Origin of the sequence: Dactylosporangium maewongense, from assembly GCF_039531485.1 — a bacterium.
In the GTDB taxonomy this organism is placed as follows: Bacteria; Actinomycetota; Actinomycetes; order Mycobacteriales; family Micromonosporaceae; genus Dactylosporangium; species Dactylosporangium maewongense.
This window is the reverse complement of record NZ_BAAAQD010000019.1, coordinates 189,889-205,973: the sequence shown is the minus strand read 5'-3', so window position 1 is coordinate 205,973 and position 16,085 is coordinate 189,889. Positions and strand designations below refer to the sequence as shown.

The following is a 16,085-nucleotide window of genomic DNA, read 5'->3' as shown; positions in this document are numbered from 1 at the left end:
TCGGGCGGTGGAAATGTCGGGGGGTGCCACTATGGTCTGTGCTGCGAGCGTAAGCACGGCCGAGTTGGGGTGTGGCGGATGGACCCGGCAGACGACGGGCGCTGGAGCAACGAGCCGACGGCGGTGCTGCGGCCGGTGACCGGGGGCGCCCACAGAGCGCCTGACCCGCACGGCGACCTGCCGACCCAGCCGCTCGACCCGGCCAACGCGCCCACGGTCAGCCTGCCACTGTTCACGCCCGCCCCCGAGGTCACCTCGGACGCCCCTCAGGTGGAGCAGTCGGTGCCGGCGCCCGGGCCTGCTTCCGGGCCCGGCGACGACGAGAGCACCGGCACGGTCGTGCGCAACAGCAGCACCATGGCGATCCTGAGCCTGGTGAGCCGTGCCACCGGCTTCCTGCGGGCCGCGGCGATCTCGGCCGCGATCGGCGGTTTCGCCGTCGGCGACGACTACACGCTGGCCAACAACCTGCCCAACCAGATCTATGAGCTCCTGCTCGGCGGCGTCCTGGCCAGCGTGCTGATCCCGACGCTCGTGCGGGCGCGCAAGCAGGAGCCCGACCGGGGCGAGGCCTATGCGCAGCGCCTGCTGACCCTGGCGGTGGTCTCGCTCGGCGCGGCGACGCTGGTGGTGGTCCTGGCCGCGCCGCTGCTCACCGCGGTCTACACGGTGGGCAACGACCGGGTGACGGCGACCGACCGCGACCTGATCACGCTGCTGGCGTATCTGCTGCTGCCCGAGATCTTCTTCTATGGGCTGGCCGGCATCTTCGCCGCGATCCTCAACGTGCGGGGGCACTTCGCCGCTCCCATGTGGACACCGATCCTCAACAATTTCGTGATCATCGCCACGGCCGGCATCTTCGTGCTGCTGCCCGGCCCCAACCTGCCGACGCCCGAGTCGATCACGCTGCCGCAGGTCCTGGTGCTCGGCATCGGCACCACGCTCGGCATCGTGATCCAGTCGCTGGGCCTGTGGCCGGCGATGCGCAAGACGGGCTTCCGCTGGAAGTGGCGCTTCGACTTCGGCAAGCTCAACCTGGGCGAGCTGGCCCGCCTCGGCACCTGGATGCTGCTCTACGTCGGGGTCAACCAGATCGGCATCACGGTCGTGATGGTCCTCGCGAAGAACAACTCCCTGCGTGGCGGCGACGGCCCCGCGATCTTCAACAACGCGTTCCTGATCTTCATGATGGCCCACGGCATCGTCGCCGTCTCCGTGATCACCGCGCTGATGCCGCGCATCTCGTCCGCCGCGGCCGACGGCAGGTTCGGCGACGTCACCGACCAGCTCTCCCAGGGCACCCGGCTGGCGTCGGTGATCCTCATCCCGGCCGCCGCCATCTACCTGGTGCTGGGCCAGCCGCTCGCCGTCACGCTGTTCAACTGGGGGCAGTATGACTACGACACCGCCCTCGCGACCGGCTGGGTGGTGAGCGCGGCGGGGCTGGGCCTGCTGCCGTTCGCGCTGAGCCAGATGCAGACCAGCGTCTTCTACGCGATGCGCGACACGCGCACGCCCGCCCTGGTCAACATCGGCGGCGTGGCCGTCCGACTGCTGCTGGACGTCGCCTTCTACTTCGTCCTGCCGATCGCGGCCGTGACGGCCTCGCTGATGGTGGGCACGGCGCTCTCGTTCGTCGCGGCCCTGGTGATGGGCTACTGGCTGCTGCGCACCCGCCTGGGCCGGCTCGGCCTGGCGAAGGTCGCCGACACCCTGGGCCGGCTCGCGGCCGCCGCGGCCGTCGGCGGTGTCCTCGCCCTCGCCGTCTCCTGGGCCATCGGCAAGATCCTCGACCCGGGCAAGATCACCAGCTTCGTGCAGCTCCTCGTGGGCTGCGCCGTCCTGCTGGCCGCCTACGCTGCGACCGCCCTGGCCCTCCGCGTGCCCGAGGTCCGTCAGTTCGCCGGCCTGATCAAGGGCAAGCTGGGCCGATGACCGTCCTCAACCGGCTCCCCCGGGGGCGGAGCTCTACCGGCCGGACCTCCGGAGGCCACCGCGCGAAGTTGTGCGGAAGGTCGCACGGGCGTACGTCGCTTCCGGGTCCGTCGAGTCGCGCCGTCCCCCGCCGGTGGGCGGATCGCGAGACGGGGCGAGCCGGTGAAAGACGGGTGAAAGGTATATGACCGCTATGTCCAGGCATGGGTGATCAATTGGCATCGCCGTGGGTGGTCCGGAGAAGATGACGTGTCGGAACCCTTAGACCTGACCGGTAAGGTCAACCTCGACGCCCCGCCGGAGCGCTTAGGCTTAGTGACTGCGACTCGCGTTACGACGGACGCCCCAGGTGAGCACACGAATCGGAAGGGAGGACGGGTGGCTGAGCTCGACGAAGGGCTGGAGGCCTCGGGAGGAATTCCGCAGGTCCTGACCTTCGGCACCCCATCCGTCGGTGAAATCCTTGCCGAGCGATACCAGCTCGAAGAGCACATCGGCAACGACTCATTGGGCCGTCAGCTGTATCGCGGGATCGACGTGATCCTGCGGCGGCCGGTGGCGGTCGTCCTGCGCTACCCCGGTGGGGAAAGCGCCAAGGAGATGCTGGGCGCGGCCGTGGCCGCCAGCCGGATCGTCCACCCGCACCTGGTCGGCGTCTATGACGCGATCGACGAGGGCCACCGGGCCTATGTGGTCCGGGAGTGGGTCGACGGGATCGCGCTGCGCGAAATCGTGGCGTCGGGTCCGCTGGACGCGGGGCGGTCGGTGGCGATCGCGTGGGCCGTCACGGACGCCGTGGCGTCGCTGCACGGGACGGGGATGGCGCACGGCAACGTGCACCCCGGCACGGTGCTCGTCGCGCACGACGGACGGGTCGTGCTGACCGACGCGCGGGCCGACGACCTTGCGACCCCCGAGACGGACATCCGGGCCATCGGTGCGGTGCTCTACTGCGCGCTGACGGGATACTGGCCGCACCGCGAGGCCGGCACCTATTCGGTGCCGGACGGCGTGCGGGACAGCTCCGGCGCGCTGGCGGCGCCGCGGCAGGTGCGGGCCGGCGTGCCGACGCATCTCGACTCGCTGGTGACGGACCTGCTCAACCCTGACCTGCCGCTGCCGTCGGCGGAGTCGCTCGCCGGGGAGCTCGCCTCGTTCGGGCAGTTCGACGAGAGCGACCTGGCCGAGGGCGGCGCAGAGCGCGGCGGCGAGCAGCTCGACTTCGAGGCGTTCGACGCCGCGTCGCAGTCCACCGCGCCGCCGAAGCCCGCGGGGCGGAAGCTGGCCGTGGGCGTCGTGGGCCTGCTCGTGCTGGCGCTGGCCGGCACGCTCGCCGCGGCGAAGGTCCTCGGCGACCCGGCGACGCCCAGTGAGACGCCCCCCTCCACGGCGGGCAGCAGCGCGCCGCAGCAGGCGAAGCCGCCGGCCGGCCAGCCGACGGTGCTGACGCTCAAGTCGTCCCAGGTCCGGATCGTCGACCCGAAGGGCAACCGGTCCGAGGTCAAGGACGCCGAGAAGACGATCGACGCCAACACCGAGACGACCTGGCGCACGGAGCGATACCCGAAGGCCGACTTCGGTGGCAAGAAAGACGGCATGGGCGTCTGGCTCGACCTCGGCGAGGCGAGGCAGATCGTGTCCGTGGAGGTCAAGCTCGCCACCCCGGGGGCCAGCGGTGAGCTGCGCACCGGCACCACCGACTTCGGTAGCGGCGCCACGCAGGACCAGCAGACCGTCGACCAGTACAAGGTGGTCGAGAACACGGCGAAGGCCGCGATGGACCCCACGAACCTGTACGTGGGTCCGGCGCAGCCGACGCGCTACCTGCTTGTCTGGATCACGAAGTTGCCCAAGGAGAGCAGCGGCAGCGGTTATCGAGTTGCCATCGCCGAGATAACCGTTCGAGTCCAGTAGTCCCCACAAGCCGTTCGCGGTCGATAAGGTGCCAGCCGTGGAGGCGGAGCCGGGCGTGCGTCAGACGCCGGATGACACCGCGCTTCTGCATGCCCACGCCGCGGGCGATCCGTACGCGTTCGCGGAGATCGTCCGGCGGCACCGTGACCGGCTGTGGGCGGTCGCCCTGCGGACCCTGGGCGACCGCGAGGAGGCCGCTGACGCGCTCCAGGACGCGCTGCTGTCCGCGTTCCGGGCGGCGGGCAGCTTCCGGGGCGACTCGGCGGTCACGACGTGGCTGCACCGCATCGTGGTCAACGCCTGCCTGGACCGGATGCGGCGCCGGCAGTCGCGGCCGACCGTGCCGCTGCCCGAGACAGACGTCACACCCGCCCCGGCGACCGACCGCGACACGGCCATGGACGTGCAGCACGCGCTGCAGCAGCTGGCCGTCGACCAGCGTTCGGCGCTCGTGCTCGTCGACGTGCAGGGATACTCCGTGGCCGAGGCGGCCGTGATCCTGGGCGTCGCGGAGGGCACCATCAAGAGCAGGTGCGCGCGCGGGCGGGCCCGCCTCGCTGTGATGCTCGGCCACCTGCGGAACCCGGTCGGCACCGGCGGCGTCCCATCACCGAGCAGCGCTGAGACAGCGACTGGAGCCGCGGCGATCAGGAAGGAGGGCGGCTCGTGACGATGTTCTCCGACGCCGACTTCGACCTGCTCGCCGACTTCGTCGGTGGCGCGCTGGACGGCACCCCCGAGGCGGACGACGTGCGCCACCGGGTCAGCACCGACGCGAGCTGGGCCGAGGCGTATGCGGCCCTCGTCACCGCCGAGGTGGCCGTCCGGGACGAGCTGACCGCCCTGGGCGCCGAGACGCCGGCCGTGCCGCCGGACGTCGAGCACAGGCTGAATGCCGCGCTGCAGGCCGCGGTCGTCGCACCGACCTCCGACGCACCGGTGCTCGACCTCGCCCGGGCCCGCGAGGCGCGCCGGCACCGGCGGCAGCGGTGGGCGGTCGGGCTGGCGACTGCCGCCGCGGTGCTGATCTGCGGCGGGTTCGGCGTGAGCCTGGTCGTGAGCGAGCAGGCCATCACCAACAGCCCGGGCATGTCCGCGGCCGACGGCGGCAGGAACAACGGCGCGGCGCCACAGGTAGGGCCCGCTTCGAGCTCGGGCGGCACCAGGGCGTCCACCCGCTCCGACGCCGCCCTCGTGGCATCCGGCCAGGACTACGGGCCCGGCACGGTCGGCCAGCTGGCCCTGGGGTCGCCATCGTCCGCCGCGATGATGCCCGACGTCGAAGGCAGCCGCGGCACCGACGTGGCCAAGTCGGCGAAGCCGCCGGCCGGCGTGCCCGAGGCGTTGCGGCGGCTCACGGACCCGGTGGCCAGGGCCGCCTGCCTCAACGCCGTGGTCGGGGAATACGGTGGTCAGGTGGCAGTGGTCGACTACGCCCGGTTCGAGGGGAAGCCGGCGCTGGTCGTCATCGTCGACGGCACGCGGGTCGGGGCCGGCAAACGTCTGGTCATCGCGGTCGGGCCGGACTGCGGCATCGGCGGGGCGATCGCCGACGAGCTTTACCGCGGCACTGTCTGACCGTAGTGGTGATGTGGCACACGCGTCACCCCACAACGGGAATCATCGGTTCGTAGGATGACGTTTTGCTGGCACAGGCTTAACTCGAGGAGTCGACCGTGGACGAGGTCCGCAACCTGATCATCGTGGGGTCCGGCCCCGCCGGGTATACGGCTGCCGTCTATGCGGCCCGGGCCAACCTCAAGCCGCTGGTGATCGAAGGCGTCACGTCAGGTGGCGCGCTGATGACGACCACCGAGGTGGAGAACTTCCCCGGTTTTCCCGACGGCATCCTCGGCCCGGAGCTCATGGACAACATGCGCAAGCAGGCCGAGCACTTCGGGGCCGAGTTCGTCACCGACGACGCGACCCGCGTGGCCCTGGAGGGCCCCGTGAAGAGCGTGTGGGTCGGCGAGACCGAATACCAGGCCCGCGCCGTCATCCTGTCGACCGGCTCCGCCTGGCGCCCGCTCTCCGTCCCGGGGGAGCAGGAGCTGCTCGGGCGGGGCGTGTCGTCCTGTGCCACCTGTGATGGTTTCTTCTTCCGTAACGAGGACATCGTGGTCGTCGGCGGCGGTGACTCGGCGATGGAGGAGGCGACGTTCCTCACCCGGTTCGCCAAGTCGGTGACGATCGTGCACCGGCGCGAATCGTTCCGTGCCAGCAAGATCATGGCGGAGCGCGCGCTGGCCAACGAGAAGATCCAGGTCCGGTGGAACAGTGTGGTGACCGAGGTCCTCGACCGCGGCGGCCGCGTCGGCGGCCTGCGCGTGCAGGACGTCAACACCGGCGAGGAGGCCGACCTCGAGGTGGCCGGCGTGTTCGTGGCGATCGGCCATGACCCGCGCAGCGAGCTGTTCCGCGGCCAGGTCGAGCTGGACGACGCCGGCTACGTGAAGGTGGCGTCGCCGAGCACCCGCACCAACATCGAGGGCGTGTTCGCCGCCGGTGACCTGGTCGACCACACCTACCGGCAGGCAATCACCGCCTCGGGCACCGGTTGCGCGGCGGCCCTCGACGCCGAGCGCTACATCGCCACGCTGTAACTCAAACGCGGAGCACGACAGTTTCACAACAGGTAGAGGAGTGCGCATGGGAGCCATCCAGCCGGTCAGCGACAAGACCTTCGAGGCTGACGTCCTCAAATCCGATATTCCGGTTTTGGTGGACTTCTGGGCTGAGTGGTGCCAGCCGTGCCGGAAGATCGAGACGATGCTCAACGAGATCGCCGTGGGCGACCTCGCCGACAAGGTGAAGATCGTCAAGGTCGACATCGACAGCAACCCAGAGACGGCCCGCGCTTACCAGGTGCTGTCTGTCCCGACACTCACCGTGTTCAAGGACGGCGAGCCTTTCCGGTCGGTCGTCGGCGCGAGCCCGAAGAGCGCACTGGTGCGTCTCATCGAGTCTGCGCTCGAGCCAGCCTGAGGCCAGCCACAAGCATTGATGCGCCCCGCCTTCAGGTAAGGCGGGGCGCGTTTTCGTCAATGGCCGCGTGATGACGCGTCCCTGTGCCGTGAGCGGTACGCTGCGGTGCATTCGCTGGCTTTTTCAGGAGGACCACATGCGGGCAATCCGGCGCGGGGCGCGGGGAGCGGCGGTCGCCGAGATCCGCAGCATTCTTGTCGTGCTGGATCTGCTGGCTGACACCGCACCTCAGACCGATCCCGAGTTCGACGAGGCCACCGAGCGCGCGGTCCGCGCGTTTCAGCAGAGCCACGGCCTGACGGTCGACGGCGCGGTCGGCGACGAGACGTGGCGGTCCCTCGACGCGGCGCGGTGGAGGCTGGGGCAGCGGGCGCTGTTCCACACCGTCGGCGACCCGTACATCGGCGACGACGTCCGTCAGTTGCAGGAGCGCCTGCTGGAGATGGGCTTCAACCCTGGACGCGCCGACGGGATCTACGGCAGCCGCACGGCGCACGCCGTCGCACAGTTCCAGCGCGAGGTCGGCCTGCGGCCGGACGGCGAGTGCGGGCCGGCCACGGTCGGTGCGCTGCGCCGCCTCGGCCGCAAGGTGATCGGCGGCCGCCCGCAGCTGCTCCGCGAGGCGGAGGCCTTCCGCGCCTCCGGCCCGACCCTGCTCGGCAAGCGCATCGTCATCGACCCGGGCCACGGCGGACCCGACACCGGGCACGTCGTCCCCGACGGTCCGCTCCGGTGGGCGGAGGCGGACCTCGTATATGACCTCGCAGCCCGTCTGGAAGGCCGTCTGGCGGCCGCGGGCATGCGGGTGAACCTCACCAGGGGTCCGCAGCCCACGGCGGCTCTCAGTGACCGTGACCGGGTCCAGCTGGCCAACGAGCTCGGCGCCGACCTTCTCATCTCGATCCACCTCGACGGCTACCGCAACCCCGAGGCCGAGGGCGTCGCCACCTACCACTACGGCACCGTCTCCGGCCCGACGTCGATCGTCGGCGAGCGGCTCGCCAAGCTCGTGCAGCGCGAGATCGTCGTCCGCACCGGGCTCCGCGACTGCCAGACGCACGCGAAGACGTGGGAGCTGCTGCGCCTCAGCCGGATGCCCGCCGTCCGGGTGGACGTGGGCTACCTGACCTCGCCGACCGACCGCGAGCGGCTCATCGACCCGGCGTTCCGCGAGCGGGTCGTCGAGGCGATGATGGCCGCGGTGCAGCGCATGTATCTGCCGGTCGAGATCGACGTGCCGACCGGCTCCATCGACGTCAGCCTGCTGCGGGCCCTGACCAACAACGCCGTCTGAGGCGCTTCCAGCGCCCACCAGTGCCTCCCAGGCCGCCGTTCAGGCCGGGAGGCACTGTTCGTCTTGGACGGCCCTTCAGGGCCGCGTGGTCCGGGCCTCTCAGGGCTGCATGGTGCGGGTCGCCGGCCGCACCGGCAGCACAGGGCGGAGCAGCGACTCGGGGCTCATCGAGCCGAGCAGCTTCTCCAGCGCATACTCGACGTCCGACTTCCACGACAGCGCGGTGCGCAGCTCCAGCCGCAGTCGCGGGTAGCGGGGGTGCGGCCGCACGGTCTTGAACCCGATCGAGGTGAAGAAGTCCGCCGGCGCGAGGCAGCCCTGCTCGTTGCGGCCGGCCTCGTCGACCTCGCCGAACTTCGCGTCGCCGAACGCCTCGATCGCCTTCACGCCGCGCTTCGTCAGGTCGCGCGCGACGCCCTGGACGAGCATCCGCCCCAGCCCGCCGTCCGCGAACGGCTGCACCACGTGCGCGGTCATCAGCAGCACCGCGTCGGGTGACACCGGCGAGGTCGGGAACGCCATCGACCTCGGCACGTACGCCGGGGGAGCGAACATCACGAACCCCGCCGGCATCCCGTCGACGTACACCAGCTTGCCGCAGGAGCCCCACTCGAGCAGCGTCTGCGACACCCAGGCCTCTTTTTCGAGGCCTGGGTCGCCGTTGGCGCAGGCTCTGTCGGCGGCTACCGGGTCGAGCTCCCAGAAGACGCAGGCACGGCACGATCGAGGTAGATCCTCGAGGGTGTCGAGCGTCAAACTCACGAGACGTCGCGACATTGGCCCATCTCCGCGCGCGCTGCTTACGTACGGTCAACCGTCATGATGGTACGCACCGATCACGGGCCGCGGGAGTCATCCGGCGAGAGTTCCTCGATCGGCGCCGCCCCTGCGGCTCATCTGCCTCAGCAGCACCGTGCGCCGCGGCCAGGTCACAGGGCGTCTGGCTCCTTCTTGTCCAGCACCGGCGCCGCATCTCCTCCTTGGGAAGGCGCCGCCGCCGCACCTGACCCCGCTGCACCCGGCCCCGTGGCCGCTCCGGTCGCCGCTGCCGCGCCGGGCGCTGCTGGGCCGGATGTCGCTGGACCGGGAGCCGCTGCGCCCGCTGCGGGCGTTGTGGTGCTTCCGGCCGTACCGACGCCGCCATCGCCGACAGAAGGCTCGCTCGCCGCCGCCGGCTCCGGCGGGTCCACGTGAATCCCCGCGTCTCCGAGCGCCGCCTCCTCGCGGAACCGCGCCGGCGCCGTCCAGTTGATCCGCGGCGGCTCGGCGAGGGGTCGCCCGCCGAACTCCGCGAGCCAGGCGGCGACCAGCGCCAGGTTCTCCCGCCACTGGTCTTCCGGGATCGGCGGCAGGATGTCGTCCCACAGCGCGAGGAACGTCCCCTGCAGTTGCAGCCGCCCGTACGGCCGCGCGAGGAACCACAGGTGCAGGTGCGCGGCGCCGTCGCCCCACCGGTTCACGTGGACGCGCGCCACCCCGTCGAGCGACCGGATCGCCCGCTCCAGCCGCACCGTCATCACGCCGAGCTCGGCGGCGAGCATGTTGGGCAGATCGCCGAGGTCGAGGTGCGACCGCGACTCGAGGATCAGCACGGCCGGCAGCCCGGTCGGCCGGTCGAGGCTGCGCACCCGCCACCGGTCGCTTACCCAGATGTATGCCTCGTCCGGCGCCCCGCACGCCCGACACTCCGCCGGGTTGTCCCCATGCCGCGGCGGCTCGATCGGCACCGGGTCGAGCAGACGCTTCACCCGGAGGTCACCCTCGAACGGGAACGTGGGCCAGTAGGTAAACGAGGGCAGCTGCGATGGCGTCTCGGGCACGAGCCGACCCTAGCCCAATCGCAACCCCGCTGTCCGCACCCTGTGGACAGTGCACCCGAGGGACCTTCGTCCACAGGCACCTAAGCCCTCTACCACGCGGTTTCACGTGAAACGGCGAGCCTGTGGATAACCCCTGTGGATAAAGTTCCCCCAGAACGATCCTGAGGCGGAATCCAAACACCCCAAGATTTCGCCCCCAGCCGTTCTGATTGGCGTTTTCGGCGTTTGTACGACTAGCGCCAGCCCGTCGCCCGTACCCGGCCGCTCCGGCGGCACCCTTCGCAAGTCATTCAGACACACCGCCAAGCGCTGCTACGGTCAGCGCGCCCCCTCACCCACCCGACGGGCCACGACGGCCCTCCGGTCGAGCGTGACGACCGTGCCGTAGACGCGCCCGATCGCCGCGACCACATGCGGACCCTCTCACCGACGCGACCGACGTCAAACAACAGCCGCACATTCTTGCTCGAAGCCACGCCCCGTCGTGCCGCGACCGCCATCGCCCAGGGTCGCAACATCTCAACGCCGCGGTCTCCCAGGCGAACTCCGCCCAGATACACCGCGGTCCGGGCCGCTGCTCCGTTCTGCAGCTGCCCGGACCGTCGGCCGGATCGTTCACCGCGGACGTCGCCGCGGCCGAGAATCTCAGTACTACTGCTCCCGCTGCTGGCCGCGCTGGTCGACACCGATGATGCCGACGATGCGCTCCAGGTCGTCCACGGTCGCGAACTCGATCGTGATCCGCCCCTTGCGCTGGCCGATGTCCACCTTCACCCGCGTGTCGAACCGGTCCGAAAGCCGGTCGGCGAGGTCCGACAGCGCCGGCGCGTGCGGCTTGGCCCGCCGCTGCGGCGCCGCCTTCTTCGCCGTGGCGCCCTCGGACACCGCGAGCGAGACCATCTCCTCGGTCGCCCGGACCGACAGGCCCTCCGCGACGATCCGGTGCGCGAGCGTCTCCTGCTCCTCGGAGTTGTCGAGTCCGAGAAGCGCGCGGGCGTGCCCGGCGGACAGCACGCCGGCGGCCACGCGACGCTGTACCTGAGCGGGCAGGTTCAGGAGGCGGATCGTGTTCGAGATCTGAGGGCGGCTCCGGCCGATGCGCCGCGCCAGTTCCTCGTGGGTCGCGCCGAACTCCTCAAGGAGTTGCTGATACGCGGCCGCCTCTTCCAGAGGGTTGAGGTTGGCGCGGTGGATGTTCTCGAGGAGCGCGTCGCGGAGCATCGCGTCGTCGCGGGTCTCGCGGACGATGGCCGGGATCGCTTCCTTGCCGAGCGCCTGGGCCGCGCGCCAGCGACGCTCGCCCATCACGAGTTCGTACTTCTTCTGCGTGCCTGACTCGTCGTCCGACTCAACCGGCTCGGTGAGCTCGCGGACGACGATCGGCTGCAGGAAGCCGACCTCCTGGATCGAGGTCTTCAGCTCCTCGATCGCATCGTCGTCGAAGACCTGCCGGGGCTGCTTCGGGTTCGGCACGATCGACGTCACCGAGATCTCGGCGAACCGCGCGCCCGGCACCGGAGCGAGCTGCTCCACCGGGGAGTCGACGGCGGTCACGCCGTTGGTCGGGGCGTCGGTCTCGGCCGGGGGAGTCGCCAGCGCGGTGGCGGTGCCGCCCGTCGCGCTCTCGGCCGCCGGCGCGGCGGTGGGGATGAGGGCGCCGAGCCCCCGTCCGAGACCTCCACGTCGGTTCGACTTCATGCCACTCCTCCAACCTGCGCATCGTGCGCACCGCGCAGCGCGATCTCCTGCGCCGCCTCGAAGTAGCTCACCGCACCGCGGGAGCCCGGGTCGTACGTCATCACGGACTGGCTGTAGCTCGGCGCCTCGGACACGCGAACGTTGCGGGGGATGACCGCGTTCAGACACTTCTCGCCGAAGTGGTTCCGGACGTCCTGCTCGACGAGATCCGCGAGGCGGGTCCGCCGGTCGTACATCGTCAACAGCACCGTCGAGATGTCGAGCTTCGGGTTGAGGTGCGACCGCACAAGCTCGATGTTGTTCGTGAGGGCCTGCACGCCTTCCAGGGCGTAGTACTCGCACTGGATCGGGATCAGGACCTCTTCGGCCGCGACGAGCGCGTTGACCGTCAGCAGGCCGAGCGACGGAGGGCAGTCGATGAAGATGTAGTCGTAGTTGCTCCCGCCGGCCTCGATCGCCCGCTTGAGGCGCGACTCACGGGCGACGACCGAGACCAGCTCGATCTCGGCGCCGGCGAGGTCGATCGTCGCGGGCACGGCCCACAGGTTCGGGATGCCCTCGACCTGCTGGGTCACCGCGTCGAGCGGCGCGCCGTCGATCAGGCAGTCGTAGACGTCCGGCACACCGGAATGGTGGGGGACGTTCAGACCAGTGGAAGCGTTGCCCTGCGGGTCGAGGTCGATCACCAGGACACGATTGCCGTGCAGCGCCAGGGCGACGGCGATGTTGACCGCCGTGGTGGTCTTACCCACGCCGCCCTTCTGGTTCGCCACACACATCGTGCGCCGCCGTGGCGGACGGGGCATCGTGATCTCCCCGCTCGGGTTGAGGATCTCCACGGCGCGCTTTGCCTCCTGAGCCAGCGGGGGGTCTTCGGTTTCACGTGAAACATACGCGTCTGTCATGGCGCCCTCGGTATCCGCGGTGACGACGGACGGGTGTGGCCGGGGGGACGGACTGCTCCGTCGCTCGGACCTCATATCTGCTCTCGTCTCGGCTTTCGCTTCGTCTGCAGCGGATTGTGAATCGGCTCTGGGCACGACCGGTTTTCCGCCCCGGCCGTAAACAGTACCGGTAGATGCGCGATCGACTGGGCCGCTGCCGCGAAAGTCCACCGTGGTGCCGCGTGTCGTTTCGGCCGGGTTGTCGACCCGCGGCTGGGGCACGGGCCGCGCGGGCGGGCGAACCCCCCAGCCCTCGATTTCCTGCCCGTCGGATCCCTGCGCATTCAACGCTTGGGCGACCGACTCTGGACTGTCCGACTGATGGGTCCCGTGCCCGTAGTCCGGACCGGGAACACCGGGCTCGCTCACTGCACCGAAACCGGGGTGTGCGACGTGCCCGGCGGCCGAGCCGTAGAGGCCTCCGGCGCCGGCGGCCGCTCGCGGACCTATCGGTGTTTCACGTGAAACATGAGAGCTGCCATCGCCGTAGTCCGGACCATCACCGCTGTCGCGCACCATGTCAGTCCCGTCCCGCTCGGAAAGATGTGCACTGCCGGCCGTCAGCGACGTTGTGCCCACCTCCGGCGCACCGCCCGACGCGAGGTCTCGAGTGACTGCGGTGACCGGCGCCGGGAACGCAAAAACGGCGCGCGGCCAGCCTACGGCGCACAGGCGACCAGAGCCATGGCCGATCGGCGAGTCGTTGGTCTTCTCACTCGCATTCGGCCGTAAGAAGACCAGAAAGCCGTCGACTCGGCGGAGGAGACCGCCGAGTCGCTTGGTCGGTACGGCCGGCCAGCCGCTGTTGCAGTTTCTGATGTCCATCGTCGAACCCCCGCGTTCCCCGTGTCCGGAGGACGCTTTCGGCCCGTCCCCCGGTTTACCGCCCGCGCTTGGCCTTCCGGCGCTGCGCGACTTCCCGCTCCCGCACGACCTCGACGACCGTCGTCGGCTCGGCGAGGACGGCGTCCCCGCACAGCCGTACCGACGGCGCGCCCGCTCCAAGCCGGCTCAGGACTTCTGCGTGCTCGGCGATCTCCGCCGCGGCAGAGGATCCCTTGAGCGCGAGCAGTCGCCCACCGACGGCGGTGAGGGGAAGACACCATCCGGCAAGCCGGTCCAGCGGTGCGACTGCTCTGGCGGTGACGACATCGGCGAGGGGAAGCTTCCCGACGCACTCCTCGGCCCGCGCCCGGACCACGGTGGTCCGCTCGAGGCCGAGCGCCGTCACCGCTTCGGTCAGGAACGCGGTGCGTCGTGCGAGCGGCTCGACCAACGTGACGAACAGGTCGGGACGAGCCACTGCCAGCACCATACCGGGCAGGCCGGCGCCGGAGCCGACGTCGACGACCGTGGCGTCCGATTGGATGAGTTCGCTGAGGACGGCGCAGTTGAGCATGTGGCGTTCCCAGATGCGCGGCGCCTCGCGAGGGCCGATCAGCCCTCGCACCACCCCGTCGGTGACAAGCAACTGAGCGAACCGCTCAGCCAACGGGAGCCGATCGCCGAACACCTTCTCGGCGGCCGGCAACACCTCGTTCGGAACAGCACCATCCATGCGGTCAAGCAAATCACGCCGCCCCCGCGCGACCGGCCACTGGGGACAGATCGGCGCACGGGGGCGGCAAGAAGAGGGCCGCTCGAAGACGCGGCCCCCGATGTTTCACGTGAAACGTCGCTCCGCGGCCGTCACGGCGTTGCGGAAGAGCATGGCGACCGTGGTGGGGCCGACCCCGCCGACGCGCGGCGTGATGGCGCCCGCGACCTCCGCGCACGACTCGTCCACGTCGGGCAGGAGCCGCCGGCCGGAGTACCGGACCCCGCCGCCGATGACTGTCGCGCCGGGCTTCACGTGCTCGGGCTGGATGATGCCCGGCACGCCGGCCGCGGCGATGAGGATGTCGGCCCGCTGCGTGTACCGCGGCCAGTCCGCGACGCCCGTGTGCACGACCGTCACGGCGGCGTTGGCGGTCGGCCGCTTCTGCGACAGGAGCATCGCCAGCGGACGGCCCAGCGTCGCGCCGCGCCCGAGGATGACGACCTCCCTGCCGCTGACCGGGATCTCGTAGTGCGCGAGGAGCGCCTCAATTCCGGCGGGCGTGCAGGGGAGCGGCCCGGGCATGCCCGCGGCAAGACGCCCGAGGTTCAGCGGGTGCATGCCGTCGACGTCCATGTCCGGATCGACCCGCTGCAACGCGACGTCGTAGTCAAGGTGCTGCGGCGTCGGGTACTGAATGAGCAACCCATGCACGTCGGGGTCAGCGTTGAACCGGTCGATGACCGCGTGCAGCGCCTCCTGCGTCGTGTCTGCCGGCAGGTGCTCGTGCGGCGACTCGAACCCGAGCTCCGCCGCCTGCCGCTGCTTGATGCGGATGTACCCCGCGCTCGCATCGTCATCGCCGACAAGGATGGTCGCCAGCGAGGGCACAACCCCCTGCGCGCGCAACGCCGCCACCCGCGTCGCAACGTCAGCCAGGATCTTCTCGGCGACAGGAGCGCCGGGCAGGAGAACAGCAGTGGTCGTGGACATACGACTCCCCGACGTGAGGACCCAGGCGGTCGACCCTCACAACTCGAGCTCCCCGATGGTCCGTCCCATCCCGGTGCCGCCAGTCGCGTCTGCCACCCATTGTCCCCGATCCCATCCCCTCCCGACCACGCGGGGACGAACCCCGACGAAGGAATGCAGGAACGCTTACAGCCGACACGCCCCACCCAAGACGCCATCACCAGCCCTCGTGACGCGCCGCCCGCCCCTGTACGGCCGTCAGTCGCAAGACCGGGCAGACAGGACCGCGTCGACTCCCGCAACGTGCGGACGACGCTTGTGGCGCCAGCCTGCATCGCACTCGGGACCAGCTGTGTGGGTCCGGCGCGGGCGGGGGCGACCGGCGCCCTTGGCATCCAGCAGTGTGGTGATCGAAGGCCGGTCCTGGTCGTGATGACGGCCAGAACACTCCTTCGATCAAGCGCCGGTACAGGGGTCAGCACTTCGACTGCTGCCCGCCAGGACTCGAAGGAACGGTCAGGACCCACGACCCGGACACGGGAAGGCAGCGCGGTGCTCGAACCAAGGAGCACGGCGCGTGGATGACGTTCGGACGCGATGCCGAGAGCAAGAGGGGCAGGCGGCCGACTTGGACGCAGGCGCAGGGCAGTTGCACAGACGCACCGGGCCCGCGGTACGAGGGTGCGGGATCTTCCCCTCGATACAGAGCGCGGCGCGCGGGCAGCGTGGGACACAACGCACTACGGGGAAGGCGACAACCCGGACGCGAAGGCGGTGACCGGCCACAGTGCAGTCGGCGCGAAGCTCGACTCGACCGAAAGCTAAAGCCGGGGCGCGCAGCACGGACGGGGACACAGACGCAGAGGACGGAACGTTCGCCAAGAGACGGGGCACGGAGCCGGGGGCGAGCAGTCGAAGTGCCGACCCCTGCATCATGTTGCCTCGGTCGGACAGGTGCGGACGTAGGGCACGAGCTCCGGAGG

The 16,085-nt window shown here is 70.4% G+C and carries 13 protein-coding genes and 1 riboswitch; of the genes, 7 read left to right on the top strand and 6 right to left on the bottom strand.

The window, feature by feature from the left end:
- The first annotated feature begins 78 nt into the window (after nucleotides 1-78).
- The 7 genes from murJ (at nucleotide 79) to ABD332_RS39555 (ending at nucleotide 8,131) form a co-directional block, all read left to right on the top strand.
- Nucleotides 79-1,938, top strand: a complete 1,860-nt coding sequence (gene murJ / locus ABD332_RS39585) for a murein biosynthesis integral membrane protein MurJ (protein WP_344508523.1) — start codon at nucleotides 79-81, stop codon at nucleotides 1,936-1,938.
- 378 nt (nucleotides 1,939-2,316) lie between these two features.
- Nucleotides 2,317-3,852 (top strand): protein kinase family protein, encoded by a 1,536-nt coding sequence (locus ABD332_RS39580; RefSeq protein WP_344508521.1) that lies wholly within the window; start codon nucleotides 2,317-2,319, stop codon nucleotides 3,850-3,852.
- Between the two features lie 28 nt (nucleotides 3,853-3,880).
- Entirely contained in the window at nucleotides 3,881-4,522 is a 642-nt protein-coding gene (gene sigM / locus ABD332_RS39575) for an RNA polymerase sigma factor SigM (protein WP_425552364.1), read from the top strand.
- A complete protein-coding gene (locus ABD332_RS39570; protein ID WP_344508517.1) occupies nucleotides 4,519-5,430 on the top strand; it encodes a hypothetical protein in 912 nt (303 codons plus the stop codon). Before sigM ends, ABD332_RS39570 begins: the two co-directional genes overlap by 4 nt.
- Nucleotides 5,431-5,528: 98 nt before the next feature.
- Nucleotides 5,529-6,455, top strand: coding sequence for a thioredoxin-disulfide reductase (gene trxB / locus ABD332_RS39565; protein ID WP_344508515.1), 927 nt, complete (start codon nucleotides 5,529-5,531; stop codon nucleotides 6,453-6,455).
- Between the two features lie 46 nt (nucleotides 6,456-6,501).
- Entirely contained in the window at nucleotides 6,502-6,837 is a 336-nt protein-coding gene (trxA, locus tag ABD332_RS39560; protein WP_033359929.1) for a thioredoxin, read from the top strand.
- A gap of 136 nt (nucleotides 6,838-6,973) precedes the next feature.
- Nucleotides 6,974-8,131: an N-acetylmuramoyl-L-alanine amidase gene (locus ABD332_RS39555; protein ID WP_344508511.1), complete on the top strand. Its 1,158-nt coding sequence runs from the start codon at nucleotides 6,974-6,976 to the stop codon at nucleotides 8,129-8,131.
- Between the two features lie 99 nt (nucleotides 8,132-8,230).
- Here ABD332_RS39555 and ABD332_RS39550 read toward each other — a convergent pair whose 3' ends face one another.
- The 6 genes from ABD332_RS39550 to ABD332_RS39525 all read right to left on the bottom strand — a co-directional run bounded on the left by ABD332_RS39550 (nucleotide 8,231) and on the right by ABD332_RS39525 (nucleotide 15,123).
- Nucleotides 8,231-8,908, bottom strand: a complete 678-nt coding sequence (locus ABD332_RS39550) for a GNAT family N-acetyltransferase (RefSeq protein ID WP_344508509.1) — start codon at nucleotides 8,906-8,908, stop codon at nucleotides 8,231-8,233.
- 152 nt (nucleotides 8,909-9,060) lie between these two features.
- On the bottom strand, nucleotides 9,061-9,930 hold the full coding sequence (locus tag ABD332_RS39545) for a hypothetical protein (protein WP_344508617.1): 870 nt from the start codon (nucleotides 9,928-9,930) through the stop codon (nucleotides 9,061-9,063).
- A 672-nt stretch (nucleotides 9,931-10,602) separates the two neighbouring features.
- Complete coding sequence (locus ABD332_RS39540; protein ID WP_344508507.1) at nucleotides 10,603-11,649, bottom strand: ParB/RepB/Spo0J family partition protein; 1,047 nt, start codon at nucleotides 11,647-11,649, stop codon at nucleotides 10,603-10,605.
- Nucleotides 11,646-12,881 (bottom strand): ParA family protein, encoded by a 1,236-nt coding sequence (locus ABD332_RS39535; RefSeq protein ID WP_425552367.1) that lies wholly within the window; start codon nucleotides 12,879-12,881, stop codon nucleotides 11,646-11,648. Before ABD332_RS39535 ends, ABD332_RS39540 begins: the two co-directional genes overlap by 4 nt.
- A 592-nt stretch (nucleotides 12,882-13,473) precedes the next feature.
- A complete protein-coding gene (gene rsmG / locus ABD332_RS39530; RefSeq protein ID WP_344508505.1) occupies nucleotides 13,474-14,151 on the bottom strand; it encodes a 16S rRNA (guanine(527)-N(7))-methyltransferase RsmG in 678 nt (225 codons plus the stop codon).
- A gap of 105 nt (nucleotides 14,152-14,256) precedes the next feature.
- Entirely contained in the window at nucleotides 14,257-15,123 is an 867-nt protein-coding gene (locus tag ABD332_RS39525; RefSeq protein WP_344508503.1) for a bifunctional 5,10-methylenetetrahydrofolate dehydrogenase/5,10-methenyltetrahydrofolate cyclohydrolase, read from the bottom strand.
- A 12-nt stretch (nucleotides 15,124-15,135) separates the two neighbouring features.
- Nucleotides 15,136-15,220, bottom strand: a riboswitch (ZMP/ZTP riboswitch).
- Nucleotides 15,221-16,085: the final 865 nt, after the last annotated feature.